Raw genomic sequence first — 15,326 nt, forward strand, 5'->3', positions numbered from 1 at the left:
AGAATGACGATCAAATTAGTGTTCGCCGCTGCCGCCGCACCACTCCTGTTATCTCTGCTCAGCGCCTGCTCGTTGAGCCACCCTGATAACGAGGGGAAAGCGGCAAAGCCTGTCTTCCCTGCTCCGCAGAACGCCTCATTTAAAGGCGGAAGTTATGTCGATATTGTGGCCCTGGAGAAGATCTCAGCAGGAATGAATAAAGCACAAATTCAACAGCTTATTGGACACCCACACTTCTCAGAAGGGATGGTTAACGTTCGTGAGTGGGATTATTTGTTTAATTTTCCACGCACGGACCAGCAGCCGCTTCAGTGCCAGTACAAAGTCCTGTTTGATAAAAAAATGGTGGCCCGGTCGTTTTATTTCAAACCTGAGAATTGCCTGCAACAGCTGCCACCCCCCGTGACCATCGACTCATGCCGGGTAAACAGCGAAAAAGAGTGTCTCAGATTGCTGCAAATCGATCGGGCATTTATCAAATGATCATGCAAATGGAATAAAAGAATATGCGAAATTATCTGCCTCTCAGAAACGTTGCCCTGCTCCTGCTTTTTTTAGCGCTTCTTTTCAGCCTTGATAAGATATTTGCTAATCCTAAAGCCTCTGCGTCCATGAGTCCGAAACCGACCGAAGCCAAACCGTCCCTTCGCAGTTATGCAGTGGAGATGCCAGCGCTTCCCTTTATCCAAAATACCATCGCGGCGATGACACCGGTATTTCCCAATGATCCTGATAACAAAATGATTAAAGGGATCTGCGCCTTAGCACAGGGACAATTATCCCAGTCACAGGCCAACGATTGGCTAAAAGGATTGTCGATTGATTCCAGCAAAATTCCGGCCAAGGGCAGCAATTTATCCTTATTGGTCAATGGCGATAAGAAATTACAAGCCGCAGCCTGCGCCGCTTATGTATCATCTTCAGTGTTCTCTTTAGTAACATTATCAGATTTTGCCATCGCTATTGCGCCACCGGCCAGGGAGAAAAAAAGCAAAAATGCTCCGGCAGCAACACCCTCCTCACCAAAATGGAAGATGGACGATGCCCGGCTACAGCAGTACCTGAAAACCAAACTGAGCGCCGCCAAAGCAAATGCCGATTTCTACGTATTCATCGCCATCGAACTGGCAAAAAAACACGGTCTCACGCCTGAAGAGTACGGTTACCAGATCCAACAACTGTTTACCACTTTTGCGCCCTATTATCTGCGACACTTTAATGAACTCTATAATGGAAGTCCGCAGCAATACAAAGTGGTTAACCTGACGGAAGATGAATTAGATTTTATCAGTAGTGATGGTTATCACTTTATTCGCAATGATGATGGGGTGATCTTCAAATACAATAATATTATGTGGTATGGCGGCGGCTATCTCATCGGGAAATATTATACAATGAATGCCCGTTACTCTGGCCCTGAGCTTGCAACGTACTAAAGAAATACATAAAAAGAAAGGCAGTGGCATGAGCAGGCATACTGATTTGCCTGCTCATTTCAATTGATAAACAGGAATTTTATTTGCCTCGTACTTCTTTCAATGCGTTATACACCGTGACTCTGGAAACGTTGAGGATCCTCGCTGTTTCATTGATAGCTCCCCAGGCATTTAATCCCCCCAGATGGTAAAGATGCACAATCAGATCGTTTCTCTCTTTACCTTTCATTTCTCGGGGTTTTTTACACTTCTTCATGCAATATTCATCAATTCGATGTTGTAAACAATAAGACAAATTTGCAGATTCCCTCTCTTCTGATGAGCTATCACAGTGAACATCACCGAACGTAAACTGCGTGAGTTTTTGCAGCAGCACATTCACTTCATTGAGAACCGTCATATCAAATGTGCAGATGAGGTGCGCCACCACTTCCGAACGACTGTTTCTGATTGCAATATCCATGCATTTATACAACGGTGCACCGTTCCCGGTGGTAATGGAAGGACTGACAACAATATCGGTATACAGGCTCACCTGATTCTCGGGAGCGGGCATCTCCGCCAGGCGTTTGCCTGGCATATTATCTCCTTTTGGATTTTCTATTGCGATAATCACTCTGTCATCCGTGCCGTCAGTGATCATGATCTCGCAAAACTTTCCCAATATTGCACAAAATCCTTTTGCTATCTTCATTACTTCCTGCTGAATCAAAGCATTTTCCGTTCTGCTTAACTCCCATACATTGAGATTTTCAATCATTTTAATATCCCCTTAATGATTCTCTTTTAACTCTGGTTACGTCGGCCTTCACATCAGAGAGAAGTAACCCCGAGTATTTCCTGCCACCGAAACAAAGTGCCACATTCAAATTGGCACAACCAATATATAAACTCAGTGAATGATTCCCATGTAATAATTCAGACGGAAAATGAAAATACTTAAAGAGTGATTAATAGTTCAAAAATGTCATTATCTTTAAAATTTGTCAAATGAGGAGCCTTTCATCTTGATTTATGACAACACGCAAAAACATAATCCATTGATAATAAATACTTTTATAATACCATGCATGTCGAAGCGAAGTAAATTTCAGCACAGGGGAAAAGACCTGGTGATTTACTATGTTAATTTTTTATAACCAGTCAAAAAAAACGGCCAGGGAAAATAAAATATGTAAAATATTTACCTCCTAATGGAAAGTACTCTGAACCAATGGTTAATTCTGAATGAAGATCAATGAGTCAAGGTGCACGCGCCAGTATTCACGTCGCTGCATTTGACAAATATTTTATGTTTTTTACATTTTTAACAATATAAGAAATATTTATGATGTGTTGTGAATAACTGATAGACCCAATGGCTTAAACACTTATGTTTAACATTGCTATCAGGGAGATGGCTTACAAACTAAACAATCTTTTCATGACTTTAGGACAAATCTTACCCCCTTCTTTCTTACTGTGGCGTTGTGACTGACAGCAAACAGAAGAGTGTAGAAAAACCAAATTTCGCACACAAAAAAGGTGGGCCGCATAGCGCTAACCCACCTTGATCCGTCTTTGGGTCTTAAATCGCCCAGCCGCCTGCGTAGAACGCGACCAGCGCCAGGGCAATGATCACGGTGCCGATATTCAGCTTACGCCATTCACCTGACACGATGCGGCCAATCACCAGGGTCGCAAAACCAATCATGATGCCGGTCACGATGTTACAGGTCAGGACGATGAAGACGGCAGTGATCAGGCCGGCCATCGCATCAACGAAGTCGTTGAAGTCGATTTTTGCCACGTTGCTCAGCATCAGCAGACCCACGTACATCAGCGCCGGAGCGGTAGCGTAGGCTGGCACCAGATAAGAGAGTGGCGAGAGGAACAGGATCAGCAGGAACAGTACACCCACGGTAATCGCTGTCAGGCCGGTTTTACCACCCGCCGCAGTACCAGCAGCAGATTCGATATAGACCGCTGCTGGAGCTGCGCCCACCAGACCAGAGAATATGCTGCTCAGGGAGTCGGTGGTCAGCGCTTTACCGCCGTTAATGATCTGCCCGTCTTTATCCAGCAGGTTAGCCTGACCGGCGACCGCGCGGATGGTCCCTGTCGCATCGAAGACTGCGGTCATGACCAGCGCAAGGACGCTTGGCAGAACCACCGGATTCAGCGCGCCCATGATGTCGAGGCTACCAATCAGGGAATTCCCGTGCTCATCGCTCAGGGAAGGCATCGCAAAAATACCGGAGAAATGCACGGATGGGTCGAGAATCAGGCCAACGACGGAAACGCCAATGATGGTCAGCAGAATGCCGCCAGGGACTTTGAGTTTTTCCAGACCGATAATCACCGCCAGACCAATCAGCGACATGATGACCGGGAAGCTGGCGAAGTGGCCCAGCGTGACGGGCAGGCCGTCCAGCGGGTTTTTGATAACCAGACCCACGCCGTTGGCGGCAATCAGCAGCAGGAACAGGCCGATACCAATACCTGTGCCGTGCGCAACGCCCTGCGGCAGATTGCGCAGGATCCAGCTACGAATGCCGGTGGCAGAAATCACGGTGAACAGGACACCCATCAGGAATACCGCGCCCAGAGCGACCGGAATGCTGATGTGCTGGCCCAGAACCAGGCTGAACGCGGTGAACGCGGTCAGTGAAATCGCACAGCCGATAGCCAGCGGCAGGTTAGCCCACAGACCCATCACCAGAGACCCGACACCCGCGACCAGACAAGTCGCCACGAAAACGGCAGCAGGTGGGAAACCGGCTTTGCCGAGCATGCCTGGCACGACGATAACGGAGTACACCATCGCCAGAAAGGTGGTTAACCCGGCAACGATTTCCTGACGAACCGTGCTACCACGGGCTGAAATTTTGAACCAGGCGTCGAGCGAACCGCCGGTACGCGCTGAAGGCGTAGACATAGCAAACATCCCCTGAGAGTTTTTTATCATTCGTCCGTCTGCGTGGTGGACAATCCACTGCCAGCTAAACGTCATCTCCCTGTGCTACATCGCGACTAAGGGGAGCCGCAAAAAAGCAAACGTTTAACTCCGCGCAGACAAAAACGGTGTTCAATGTGACCCGCCACTGCGTTTACGCAAAGCAAAAACAGGGCCGGCAAAAAAAGGCAAACGATTATCTGGCTTTTATACTGCCCTTTTCAACTGATGTTTATGCGATTTGGCTAAATTTCGCTTATGACGGCGAAGAAATCGCCAACGTGTGCGCAAACGTTATCGTCTGTGCGCAATCTGGCAACAATTTTGTGGAGGAATATTTTCATTCCTGCCCGTCATCGGTTTTTATGATGGCGAATTACGCGCCAGGAAAATCGAGCGGGCCACCCTGTTGAATCGCTCTTTGCCAGGCCGGGCGCATTTCGACCCTTTTCTTCCACGCGCTGAGATTCGGCAGTGCCCCCTGCTCACCACGAGCCAGAAGTGCCATCGCCGGATAGCTCATCTGGATATCCGCCATGCTTAGCGTTTCCCCGGCAAACCAGGGATTTTGCGCAAGGTGTGACTCGATAAACGCCGCATGCGTCGCCAGTTGCTTGTTCAGATACGCTTTTTGCACGCCTTGCCCAAGGATTTTCCCTACCGTACGCAGCCCAATAGGCACCGGCGGCTTACCCAGAGACCCAAAGACCAGTTTCATTAACAGCATCGGCATCAGCGAGCCTTCGGCGTAATGAAGCCAGAAGCGATACTGAATACGTGCCTGAGGATCTGAAGGTTTTAGTTTTTGCTCAGGGTCACGCGTTTCCTGAAGGTATTCGAGGATCGCCCCCGATTCCGCCAGCACCATCCCTTCATCTTCCAGCACCGGAGACTTGCCCAGTGGATGGACTTTTTTCAGTGCTTCCGGAGCCAGCATGGTGGGTTCGCGCTGGTAGCGCACGATTTGGTAGGGCAATTCCAGTTCCTCCAGCGCCCAAAGCACGCGCTGGGAGCGGGACAGATTGAGATGATGCACCGTCAGCATGGCGGTCTCCTGTGAGTTGTTCAAAATAACTATAGGAACTGTGGCGTAAGGCGGGAAAAAATTCGGCTAAAAAAACGCCCGTTTTGCTGGCAAAAGAGCGCGTCCGGCATAGACTTAAAGTGTCAGCACAAACCGGAACCTCCAACCCATTTGATCGACTGAGGCGTACTGATGTCGGGGGAAACCCTCCCGTGAACCAACGGGATAGAGAGAAAGACAAAGACCGGAAAAAAACTAAAGCGCCCTCGTGTGGCGCTTTAGTTTTTTCTATACCTTATCACCCGGGAAATGCGCGCCCGGCCCTTTCTCGCCAAGCATGTCGCCTGGGTTGCGCAGCGGACAATCTCGATGGGATAAGCAGCCGCAACCGATGCACCCATCGAGCTGATCCCGCAGCGCCACTAGCGTATTGATGCGGCTATCCAGCTCTTCACGCCATTGTGACGAGAGCTGTTTCCAGGCCTTCGGACTCAGATTGTGCCCTTCCGGCAACACACCCAAGGCATCGCTAATGGTCGAAAGTGGAATGCCAATTCGCTGGGCAATCTTAATGATCGCCACATAACGCAGCACATCACGACGGTATCGCCGCTGATTGCCGCCATTACGCGTGCTTTCGATAAGCCCTTTGCTTTCATAGAAATGCAGCGTCGAGACGGCAACGCCGCTACGTTTTGCCACTTCACCGGGTGTGAGCAGCGTTTTAATGCGGGGAGATTTCTTTTCCATAAAGCGCTTTACCTCAAGTTAACTTGAGGAATTATACTCGCCCGCAGACAAAACGACGAACCGAGAAGGTGAAAAAGAGGCCGCTTATGTCCCATCAGCAAATTGTTCAGACTTTAATTGAATGGATTGATGACCATATCGATCAACCCTTAAACATCGACGTTGTCGCGAAAAAATCAGGTTATTCAAAATGGTATCTGCAGCGGATGTTCCGCCAGGTCACGCATCAGACACTGGGTGATTACATTCGCCAGCGTCGGCTATCGATGGCGGCGGAGGAACTCAGAACCACACAGCGCCCGATTTTTGATATCGCGATGGATTTAGGCTACGTCTCACAACAGACGTTTTCACGGGTGTTTCGCCGCGAGTTCGACAGGACGCCGAGCGATTACCGCCATCAGATCTCAGCCTGAGTGACCTTGCGCATGACTGATTGTGTAGAGCGTTGCTGCCACTGGATAAACTCCTGCGGTGGCATCGCTTTCGCAAAGTGCCAGCCCTGACAGTACTCCACTCCGCGTTTTAACAGCCAGCTCACCTGCTCAGCCGTTTCCACCCCTTCCGCGATCGTTTTCAGTCGCAGGCTTTGCGCCATTTCGATGATGTGTTCAGCAATGTCCATACAGAAAGGATAATGTTGCCGTTGCGCACGTAGCTTGTCGGTGAACGCAATGGCTTACTGAGGATCGGCTAAACGTTAGATCTGACCGCTATCTCACTGAAATGTCGACCAACCCAGCCCTGAGTTCGCCACGGATATATTCTTCAAATCAATGTGTCATCATGTCGTTCACGAAAAAACAGATAAAAAGATACGCATTACCCGTGGCGAACAAATCCACAAACGTGATATAGTTCACATATATAATGAAACACAAAACACTGTTTCATTATGTCGTGAATGCCTGCCGCTAGCCAAATCGTGATGCCACCGATGAGCAACACCGGGCTACCGCCGGCTTAGTCTCTCAGAGGATACGTTTCATGGTTTCTGTCACCACTGGCGTCGTGCTTTTGCGCTGGCCCTTAGTGAGCGCTGTGCTGATGTTTCTGGCCAGCACGTTGAATATTCAGTTCCGCAAATCAGATTACGCCGGTTTGGCAGTCATCTGCAGCCTCTTCGGCCTTGCTGCCGCCTGTTGGTTTGCGACAGGCTTATTAGGCATCACGCTCATCGACATGAGTCTCGTCTGGAACAACATTAAAGACGTGATGATGGATGTGATGAGCCAGACGCCGCCAGAATGGCCGATCGTCATGACCTGATAACATGCGGCAAGTGCTCCATCAGTAGCACTTGCCGGCGGTCGTATCCTTCATAGGTGTTACTGCAAAATAAAACCCGAATAAATCATCATAAATATATTTACCTATTATCCATAAAAATAATTCAGAATAAATAAATTAACATCTGATTTGTCAATAATTAATATCGAACACGGTTGCTTTCACACACGCCCTCCTATATATAATACAGTTCCATTTATTACTATCCCAATTTTTGGCACTGTATTATTTTCTAAATCAGATAAAAATAAAGGATTAACAATGAGAGAACTTTCCTCTGTTGAGATAGCACAGGTAAACGGCGCAGGAATTGTCAGTGATGCCATATGGAGTGTGGTGTATAAAGCGGTAGACTTTCCAGCACGCACACTTGGCAGCTCCATTGGCAATATTGCTGGCAAGTGTGTCGGCAGCATCGTCGCCGCCCCCTGCAATTTCGTATCATCAATATTCGGCAAATTTACCTTTTAAGGATAAGAGCAATGAGGATCCTGAGTTCAGAAGAAATTGAACAGGTTAATGGCGCGGGTTTTATACAAGATTCATTAGCCGATGCTGGTGAAAAAGTGGGCTCTTTGATCGGTGATACAGGCATTTCAGTCGTTAAAACTGTGGCTAACGCACTTTTCCCCCCTCTGGCTGCGGGTATTGGATTACTGGACTCCTTCGGTCTGCTTTCCGGTGGCACCATTGGACGTTTAGTGGGTTATGGCAGTGGTGCGTTTATTGAAGGCATGACGTCCAGCTTTATCGCCAGTTTTAAAGGCCAGTTCCATTAAGCTCCCTGAAGTCATAACGATTTTATATCCTGGTTTCCAGGGTATAAAAAGGTTGTCCTACCCCACATACCATCACTCGTAGATAAACCACCCGTATAACGGGTGGTTTTATTCTGAAACGACGAAAAAAAGCCCCGAATCATCGAGGCCTTATATATAAACCTTACCGTTTTTAACCCTTAGAACGGTTAGATTCACCTGATATGTCACAACCATATGTGCCATCAATAAAAACATGCCATATGTAAAGGGATATTGGCATCCCACCCTGAGAAAACACTTAAAATGTAATGTTATTTGTAAAGTTTTCCCTAACCTTACCTATTAAACACTACATTGTCAGCAGCGATTACTGAGTAGATGGATCAGCCCAAAAACCAAGTTTGCATCATGAGACAATTTTGTTTTCGTTAGATTGGTCGTTGCTGTTGCCTATCAATCTCGGCCAGTAAGCTCTGGACTAACCGTGTTGCAACACGCTGACGACCAGCAAACTCGTTTTAGCCGTCTTCGCCGTTCTACTGATAGACCTAATCGCCTGTCTTATAGTTGACAATTATCGAGCCTAGATGAAAATGTGGGGTGTCAGACTTTTCATCCACAAGTTAGTGATATAATGCTCCACCATATGTTGACATATACCGAGGTATTCATGAAAAACCATGTTGATATAAAACTCCAAAGATTGATAAGGGCGCGGTATGACGCCGCGTTCGAAATTTGGAGTGAATGTAAATGGTTAGAAATCGGGCCTGGCGTCGCCACCATATATCTCGGTTAAAATCCAAGAGAAAAACATATCGAACTACGGTCGCTAAAACACCGAAAGCTGTAGGGAAAATTTACCAAACACCTTGTTCATGTTCTTGTTATATTTGTGGTAATGAACGAATCAACCATGGCGAAAACATTCAAGAACGCCGTGCAAAGTCACGGTACACTGATTAATTTACATTAAGTATGTAAGAGAATAGTCAGGCTGGTTTTGACACCTGCAAATCTAATCCGGTGTGTCTCCAAGCTGGATAGAATGGTGCCTAAGTCACTTTAGTCTCGACAACCCCCTACTACATAGGCCAAAAGCTGTGCAGTAGGGGGCTACCTCAAAGGAAAGACTCAGGCGAATCTTGCCAAGCATAATTCCCATGCATAGGGCAATCATACCTGTTAGCGCTGGTGTGTGCGGCTGCCAACAGCCATTAAGGGTGCCTGATGCGCTTCCTATCAGTATACAGCGTTGCTAAGTTTCGCGTCCAGTTCCTTTGCAAAATCAAAGTCATTCCATTTTGTAAACCAATATTCATTTAATGATATAATTCTTTTTACATACGATTCGTCAATACCATAACGAGAAAGCAGAGCCTTCTTAAAAGAAACAGATATGTATGGGCAAGCAATTAGGTCCAACGTTAAGTGAACCAATTCAGACTCATTTAAAAGTGTATCAACTTTCATGCTATAAATATTATCAATATGAAGCAAAAGATGCGCCCTGACTCCATCATATCTTTTCTTGTCACTCATATAAAACATTAGAGAAGTAATGGAAAAGTAATTCAAGTTATCATCAAATGAGTAGACACCACCATCAAAGCTAATATTAAAATACTTCATCAAGCTTTTTTCACCTAACCAATAATATTTACCAAGCTGTCTAATCAGCACTAATAAATACAAGGTTTCGATAGGTGTTGTTTTATCAACAGAATATTTATCTAATATAGAACATGAGTTATCGAATACACATTTGAATACAATATGCTGATATTCCTCGCCTAATTTTTGATCTTTAACAAACATAATTATTTGCTGAATTATCCTACATAATTTTATGGTGCTATTCACTTTAGGGGCAACTGCATATATAAAATATGTGAAATTCACCACAGATACAATAGCATTAATTAATTGGCGGTCGCCACTTCCATCTTTTGAAAGCTCTTTATAATCTTTAAAAAGTGTCTTGATTTTCCTTTCAATTATAGACAATGAATAGTTTAAGATATCTGAATATGTTATGCCTGATACAGAAAGTATCGATTTAAAGTCGGTGGATAAACTATTTTGATGTATGTAGACATTTCCTTTCTTTGAATCTTCATCTAGAGAATCATTGTCAGTAATATTATAAGATATTCTTTCCGATATCAGATTCGCTATTTTTTTCTTGGCAATAGTTATTGGCGTTATTATTGGGCGCGAAAACCTCTCTTCTTTATATTTATTCAAACTTAGCTTATAAGTCTTTAGATTTGTCTGCGTACTTATTCTAATTTTATTAAACACATCCTCGTCATTATAAAAAATGAAATAATCATCGACGTAGCGATATACTTGGTAATCCTCCCCAAGAACTAAACCGTCTTTATTAAGATCATTGATGATATTATTATCTACGGACTGCATTATTATCTCTGCAAAAATCCTGGATAATTCTGGTCCAATTATTATGCCATTTGTTTCGTTGTAGTTCGACCTCTGCATTAATTGATCAAATTTAAATGGGAATGTCGACTTTGTTTTATTTAAATGTTGTTTTGCATAACTTTTTTGCAAAACAGCCCATGAAATTGAATGGGTGTAAATTGAATCAAAACAGTTAGATACATCTAATTTAGAGAGAAAATTAAAACGTTTTTCACACCAATGATGATCTTCAGATTCATAAAACTCAAAAATATTACGATATTTCTTATACACAAAAAAAGATTTTAAATTTTCATAATCCTGGCCTTCAACCTCAATACTTAAATCTTCTTTGTCAAAACTTTCAATAAGAGACTTCGAATCAATGTAAGTACAACCAGCGACCCTTTTTGCTGATCTGAGGCTAAATGGGCTAACATTAGAATAGTATGTTATTAAATCTTTATAATTTCTATAAAAATCAACACCTAATAACTGCCCCTTAGGGTGAATTAGTGACAAATATCTGTATTCTTTATGCTTATGCGAAATTGGAAAAGTAAAGGCAATACTAGGTAGTTTAGCATGCTCAATATCTGTAATAATATAACTAATGCCATTATCAACTATTTCAACTGTTGCGGTGTTCTGTTCAAGACCCAACAAAAGTAGAATTAAACTATTTAAACAACAATCTCTCTTTAACCATATAAAATTCAATCCATCATGTTTTATTTGATGTTTAACAATAAAGTTGTAGAAATGTCTATTTGAAAAAATAATAGGAACTTCATATGGTAGAAAATCGGAAAGAACTACTCGCTCTATTGGGAAATTTATAGATAATGCTTTTTTAGACATGTGACCATCCCTTTGATATATCGCTAAATTCGATGAAGCTAAATTTCCTAAAAATTTTATCTTCAAATCCTTTTTTAAAAGAAAACCTACTAATTCTTTTTTTAAGTTTCTGATCTTGCAATCCATTTATTTTATTAGATAAATAAGCATCCAATCCGCTTAAATCAGATAAATCAGTTATGAATCGATTGCTAAAATATATGCCAACAAAAGCTTTTGACTTACTATTATAAAGCCGAGTATTTCCGGTAAGGAATTTCATTCTAAGTAAAATATTTCTTGCTGCTCTCTTCGGTGTTTTACTAACACTCTGATTATATTCATAAAATGTTTTATCAATCCGATTCCTTATTTTTTGGACTTTATTAGAACTCATCTTTATACTACAACCTCCAGCAGTTAGCTGAAATTTATAGCCTAGATACTCAAAGTTTTTGTTAGATTGCGTAAATAAATCCAACTCTTTTGTTTTATTATTAAGAAGCAAGCCACGGTCATTTATAATATTAGTGATCTTGGGGAGATAGTCACCTATATTCCCTCCTTTATTTGGTGAGAAGATTACTATCAAATCATCTACAAATCGTTCATAATAAGTAACATCTGATAGCGTTCTTATTTTATTATCTACAACACTCATATACAGCTCAGATAAATACGAACTTATGCCTACACCACGAGGCACTCCTTTATCTAACCCTGTCAAAGCCTGATACTTTCTAATTAACTGCGTAATAACCCGACGTGGAGGAACAGATAATTTAGGTGACGAATGTAAAATATCTAATAAAGACTTATGATTTATAGATTCATAAAAACTTTCAACATCGGCCCTGATTATGTACTTTGGGCTCATTTCCTTAGCCAAAGCGCTTAGGCGACTGATAATCAGATCCCTATTATTTGATTTTATTGTGTATAAAGAACTTAAAATATATTTTATTTGCCGAGACACAAACAATGCTTCAACTGAATTCCCAATTGAATATACACTTTTATTTTTCACTTGTTGTGGCAACAATGTCAGAGGTAAAGTATACCCTTTTACACTGACATTACTTGCAATAACCTTCAACTTACTATTTACTTCATTATTATATTGCTCCTTCCTTAGCTTGATATGCGAATTAATTTTTCCTTTCTTTTCTTCAAATTTATCCGTGCTAATCTGACCATTTTTATGTCTTCTTGCGAGCCAATAAATAAAACCTTTTAGCCTTATCATTTTTTTCCTGATTTTATAAGCATCAGGAAAGTGTTCAACTTCTATAGTACCTTTATTTTTCCTATCCAAGTCGTATATTCTTCTAAAGTTTTTTGCTGAAAAAGACTGGTCAATCATTTTCAATCTCCTTTATGACCAATATTACGGACAATTTTCCTACCATGATTATCATCGTTTTTCACCGTCAGAACGTTCCCGATCAATCTTTGTTAACTGCGCATTAAGTTGATGTTCTGTCATTCCATGTTTGTATGCATTGTATTGCCAGATCACAAACTGTTGTTTGTACCTCCGATTCTCTTCCTTAAGCTCTTCGATTTCGCTTTCAAGATTCACAATCCTAGCGGCTGCAATGTTCAAACTAGCTGGACGCGGATTTTTGGGGCCACGGCCTTTAAGCGCCTCTTTCTTTGTTTGATAGGCAGTCACTATTGCTTCATGTGCATTAAGGGACTGTCTTGATGGCAACTTTCCGACCAATGGTTCTGCCGCCTCACAGATTGCTGACCAGGACAGTTTTGGTTCCTGCCATCCTCGAATTAGATTCACGATGGCGTTAATGTCTCTATTGTCCAGATGCTTAGCCAAGGCCACCTCCTAACAAAGTTTTCAAATCATCTAACATCACAGCTTCTTCACTTTCTTTGCCTTTTTGCTCGATGGCCACAATAGAAGTCTTTGCGACAACACGGCGAAGCTGGCTGAAATCATTGCCCCGGAGCTTAATCTGGGCACCATTTTCAATGTCTGGATTCTCTAAAATAGCGACTAGCTCACGAAGCCGGGTGACAGTTTTCTTGTGGTATTGATACCAGCGATCAGCCCCCATCTCGCCGCTTTCTACCGCTTCATCAGCAATACAAAGCATTTGTTCCAACGTCACCAAACGTTTCTTAATCCGATCCAATATTTCTGTATCCTCGCCTTTGATACAAACCTGCTCGTTACAATTGATGCAATCTCGGAACTTCTCGCAAGGTCCGATGGTGTAATCATGTACGCAGTAGCCATACTCCGTCACATGGACTGCGGCATGCTCTAAGGTATTGAACTCCAGCATAGTCACAGGAAAGTGCTTCGCCACCTCGCCTGCCGGCCCAAATAGAGCTTTTGAGGAATCGAGGCGTTCAGCCATGCCAACCAGCTCATATTCAGTCATGTGGTTGTAAGTTCGATTTTGTTTCACATCTGCCCGCCCCGACCACTTGGCAATTTCCAGGTTTGACAGACCGCCGCGCTGGGCAATGGTATTGAGTAGATGTCGAGCCTGGTGTGAGGTCAGTTTTACCGGTTCTCCGTTTACAGCATGATAACGATGGCGATCAAAGATACTGGTGTGTTTTCCTTTCAAAGCAAGACGAGGAGTTAGATCGCTGTTGAAGAAATTATTGGTTGGCTTATGCAATTCTACTGGTAGGCATCCTCTGTTACCGTGGAACTGATTTGCATTCAGTGCAAACAAGGCATTGCTGTACTTAATTCCCTTGTCTTTATCAAACCACGGGAAGTCATCAGGCAAACGCGCCAACGTATGCTCCCACAAGCTTCTTAGTGTATGCACACGATCTTTATGGGCCAACCCTCGATTATAAAGAGAAGAACGGCATTGTTTTTTGGATTCAGAGACAAGACCGAGAGCCATACATGACTGCTCAGCCGTCAAAGGCTCATCATCGGCGACATCAGGGCAGTTAGCATGGCGGTAAAATCTATTCGGATGTGACTCAATCCACTTAGCCAGTTGCCGAGCATTCTCAGTTAACATTTTAATTCTGGCGACGGCTGTTTTAGCGACGCTGACCATTACTGTGGGTATCCATTTGATGTCTCCCTCATAGCCTTTACCGGCAAAGAAACGCCAACCATAGCGTTCTATACCATCGCGGTCCGTTTCGAACACCTCACAATCCGCAGGAAGTGCTAACACCTCAGAAATGCGTGAAGGAGCTGACATCAGCATGGCAAATACCGATGTTGTAAATATGTCTCTTCCGTCTATTGGATCATTGGCAAAAATTTCCGCAAGCGCATTGAGAGCGATATCACTCGGTAGTTTCTCTTCCCTATTTTTTTTCGCCTCTCTACCTGTTTTGTTCTTGTCGTCTGCACGCTTAATGGGGTTGATCCAATTTTGCACAGCACATGATACAAGCTGGTTTTCAACGACAAACTTAGCCAGCCGCTCAATCTCTCGACCACAATGATATGCTGAGCCATCGGAGTAGTGCTGCCTTGCCAACTCGGCTGCTTCATCCAGTACTGAAATCGAAAGGCCATTAATATTTGCATTCCCATTGACTTGAAGTAAAGCCGCCTCGACTGTACGGAAAGTCTTACTTTCATTCTTTGCTCCCGTGGGATGATGCCCCTGCTGGTAACGGAAATAAGCTTTGGCAAAATCAATGAACGCAGGGTCTTGTACCTCTCCCTGTATAGGTTTTCGCGTAGTCATGCCTAACTTGGCAAATACAATTATGTTTGGCCAAACAGGTGCTCCCCAATTTAAATCGGAGCCGAATACAGTCAATTGATCTCGGCACTTGGATATGAATACTCGAAGGTTTTCTTCTGCTGTCAGCGTAGCCTTTGGCTTAAACAGGAAAATCTCAGCCATTGGTTA

General features: G+C 43.6%; 15 protein-coding genes and 1 pseudogene. 7 read left to right on the top strand and 9 right to left on the bottom strand.

The window, feature by feature from the left end:
* The first annotated feature begins 3 nt into the window (after positions 1–3).
* Both ACLW56_RS10595 and ACLW56_RS10600 read left to right on the top strand, forming a co-directional pair.
* Positions 4–483, top strand: a complete 480-nt coding sequence (locus ACLW56_RS10595; RefSeq protein ID WP_330983742.1) for an outer membrane protein assembly factor BamE — start codon at positions 4–6, stop codon at positions 481–483.
* A gap of 23 nt (positions 484–506) precedes the next feature.
* A complete protein-coding gene (locus tag ACLW56_RS10600) occupies positions 507–1,436 on the top strand; it encodes a hypothetical protein (protein WP_330983743.1) in 930 nt (309 codons plus the stop codon).
* A gap of 79 nt (positions 1,437–1,515) precedes the next feature.
* Here the strand turns inward: ACLW56_RS10600 and ACLW56_RS10605 are convergent, their stop codons facing one another.
* Together ACLW56_RS10605 and ghxP are read right to left on the bottom strand one after the other, a co-directional pair.
* Positions 1,516–2,196, bottom strand: a complete 681-nt coding sequence (locus ACLW56_RS10605) for a helix-turn-helix domain-containing protein (protein ID WP_330983744.1) — start codon at positions 2,194–2,196, stop codon at positions 1,516–1,518.
* A gap of 807 nt (positions 2,197–3,003) precedes the next feature.
* Entirely contained in the window at positions 3,004–4,353 is a 1,350-nt protein-coding gene (gene ghxP, locus ACLW56_RS10610) for a guanine/hypoxanthine transporter GhxP (protein WP_330983745.1), read from the bottom strand.
* 146 nt (positions 4,354–4,499) lie between these two features.
* Between ghxP and ACLW56_RS10615 the strand changes: the two genes are divergently transcribed.
* Positions 4,500–4,784, top strand: coding sequence for a hypothetical protein (locus ACLW56_RS10615; protein ID WP_330983746.1), 285 nt, complete (start codon positions 4,500–4,502; stop codon positions 4,782–4,784).
* Here the strand turns inward: ACLW56_RS10615 and ACLW56_RS10620 are convergent.
* Both ACLW56_RS10620 and soxR read right to left on the bottom strand, forming a co-directional pair.
* Positions 4,748–5,416 carry a glutathione S-transferase gene (locus ACLW56_RS10620; protein ID WP_330983747.1) on the bottom strand — a complete coding sequence of 223 codons (669 nt, stop codon included), beginning with the start codon at positions 5,414–5,416 and terminating at the stop codon, positions 4,748–4,750. The two genes, ACLW56_RS10615 and ACLW56_RS10620, sit on opposite strands and share 37 nt — an antisense overlap.
* A 267-nt stretch (positions 5,417–5,683) precedes the next feature.
* Entirely contained in the window at positions 5,684–6,145 is a 462-nt protein-coding gene (gene soxR / locus ACLW56_RS10625; RefSeq protein WP_330983748.1) for a redox-sensitive transcriptional activator SoxR, read from the bottom strand.
* Positions 6,146–6,231: 86 nt separating this feature from the next.
* Between soxR and soxS the strand changes: the two genes are divergently transcribed.
* Entirely contained in the window at positions 6,232–6,561 is a 330-nt protein-coding gene (gene soxS, locus ACLW56_RS10630; RefSeq protein ID WP_330983749.1) for a superoxide response transcriptional regulator SoxS, read from the top strand.
* Here the strand turns inward: soxS and ACLW56_RS10635 are convergent.
* A pseudogene (locus tag ACLW56_RS10635) lies at positions 6,546–6,764 on the bottom strand (EAL domain-containing protein); the annotation flags it as partial. The gene soxS and the pseudogene ACLW56_RS10635 sit on opposite strands and share 16 nt — an antisense overlap.
* 368 nt (positions 6,765–7,132) lie before the next feature.
* Here ACLW56_RS10635 and ACLW56_RS10640 point away from each other — a divergent pair.
* The 3 genes from ACLW56_RS10640 to ACLW56_RS10650 all read left to right on the top strand — a co-directional run bounded on the left by ACLW56_RS10640 (position 7,133) and on the right by ACLW56_RS10650 (position 8,214).
* Positions 7,133–7,414 carry a YjcB family protein gene (locus ACLW56_RS10640; RefSeq protein WP_330983750.1) on the top strand — a complete coding sequence of 94 codons (282 nt, stop codon included), beginning with the start codon at positions 7,133–7,135 and terminating at the stop codon, positions 7,412–7,414.
* A gap of 282 nt (positions 7,415–7,696) precedes the next feature.
* Complete coding sequence (locus tag ACLW56_RS10645) at positions 7,697–7,906, top strand: hypothetical protein (RefSeq protein WP_330983751.1); 210 nt, start codon at positions 7,697–7,699, stop codon at positions 7,904–7,906.
* Between the two features lie 11 nt (positions 7,907–7,917).
* On the top strand, positions 7,918–8,214 hold the full coding sequence (locus ACLW56_RS10650) for a hypothetical protein (RefSeq protein ID WP_330983752.1): 297 nt from the start codon (positions 7,918–7,920) through the stop codon (positions 8,212–8,214).
* Between the two features lie 1,224 nt (positions 8,215–9,438).
* Here ACLW56_RS10650 and drt3b read toward each other — a convergent pair.
* Genes drt3b through ACLW56_RS10670 form a run of 4 tightly spaced genes read right to left on the bottom strand, consistent with a single transcriptional unit; the run spans position 9,439 to position 15,320 of the window.
* Positions 9,439–11,481, bottom strand: a complete 2,043-nt coding sequence (gene drt3b, locus ACLW56_RS10655) for an antiviral reverse transcriptase Drt3b (RefSeq protein WP_330983753.1) — start codon at positions 11,479–11,481, stop codon at positions 9,439–9,441.
* Positions 11,474–12,823 carry an antiviral reverse transcriptase Drt3a gene (gene drt3a, locus ACLW56_RS10660; RefSeq protein WP_213382023.1) on the bottom strand — a complete coding sequence of 450 codons (1,350 nt, stop codon included), beginning with the start codon at positions 12,821–12,823 and terminating at the stop codon, positions 11,474–11,476. Before drt3a ends, drt3b begins: the two co-directional genes overlap by 8 nt.
* Positions 12,824–12,874: 51 nt before the next feature.
* Positions 12,875–13,294, bottom strand: a complete 420-nt coding sequence (locus tag ACLW56_RS10665) for a hypothetical protein (RefSeq protein ID WP_047407003.1) — start codon at positions 13,292–13,294, stop codon at positions 12,875–12,877.
* Complete coding sequence (locus ACLW56_RS10670; protein ID WP_330983754.1) at positions 13,287–15,320, bottom strand: integrase; 2,034 nt, start codon at positions 15,318–15,320, stop codon at positions 13,287–13,289. Before ACLW56_RS10670 ends, ACLW56_RS10665 begins: the two co-directional genes overlap by 8 nt.
* Positions 15,321–15,326: the final 6 nt, after the last annotated feature.

It is taken from the genome of Pantoea sp. sgz302252 (assembly GCF_047713085.1).
In the GTDB taxonomy this organism is placed as follows: Bacteria; Pseudomonadota; Gammaproteobacteria; order Enterobacterales; family Enterobacteriaceae; genus Scandinavium.

What these genes read in the sequence shown, in the direction of transcription:
- ACLW56_RS10595 (WP_330983742.1), top strand. Translation starts at nt 4, where the DNA reads ATGACGATCAAATTAGTGTTCGCCGCTGCCGCCGCACCACTCCTGTTA.
- ACLW56_RS10600 (WP_330983743.1), top strand. Translation starts at nt 507, where the DNA reads ATGCGAAATTATCTGCCTCTCAGAAACGTTGCCCTGCTCCTGCTTTTT.
- ACLW56_RS10605 (WP_330983744.1), bottom strand. Translation starts at nt 2,196, where the DNA reads ATGATTGAAAATCTCAATGTATGGGAGTTAAGCAGAACGGAAAATGCT.
- ghxP (WP_330983745.1), bottom strand. Translation starts at nt 4,353, where the DNA reads ATGTCTACGCCTTCAGCGCGTACCGGCGGTTCGCTCGACGCCTGGTTC.
- ACLW56_RS10620 (WP_330983747.1), bottom strand. Translation starts at nt 5,416, where the DNA reads ATGCTGACGGTGCATCATCTCAATCTGTCCCGCTCCCAGCGCGTGCTT.
- soxR (WP_330983748.1), bottom strand. Translation starts at nt 6,145, where the DNA reads ATGGAAAAGAAATCTCCCCGCATTAAAACGCTGCTCACACCCGGTGAA.
- soxS (WP_330983749.1), top strand. Translation starts at nt 6,232, where the DNA reads ATGTCCCATCAGCAAATTGTTCAGACTTTAATTGAATGGATTGATGAC.
- ACLW56_RS10640 (WP_330983750.1), top strand. Translation starts at nt 7,133, where the DNA reads ATGGTTTCTGTCACCACTGGCGTCGTGCTTTTGCGCTGGCCCTTAGTG.
- ACLW56_RS10645 (WP_330983751.1), top strand. Translation starts at nt 7,697, where the DNA reads ATGAGAGAACTTTCCTCTGTTGAGATAGCACAGGTAAACGGCGCAGGA.
- ACLW56_RS10650 (WP_330983752.1), top strand. Translation starts at nt 7,918, where the DNA reads ATGAGGATCCTGAGTTCAGAAGAAATTGAACAGGTTAATGGCGCGGGT.
- drt3b (WP_330983753.1), bottom strand. Translation starts at nt 11,481, where the DNA reads ATGTCTAAAAAAGCATTATCTATAAATTTCCCAATAGAGCGAGTAGTT.
- drt3a (WP_213382023.1), bottom strand. Translation starts at nt 12,823, where the DNA reads ATGATTGACCAGTCTTTTTCAGCAAAAAACTTTAGAAGAATATACGAC.
- ACLW56_RS10670 (WP_330983754.1), bottom strand. Translation starts at nt 15,320, where the DNA reads ATGGCTGAGATTTTCCTGTTTAAGCCAAAGGCTACGCTGACAGCAGAA.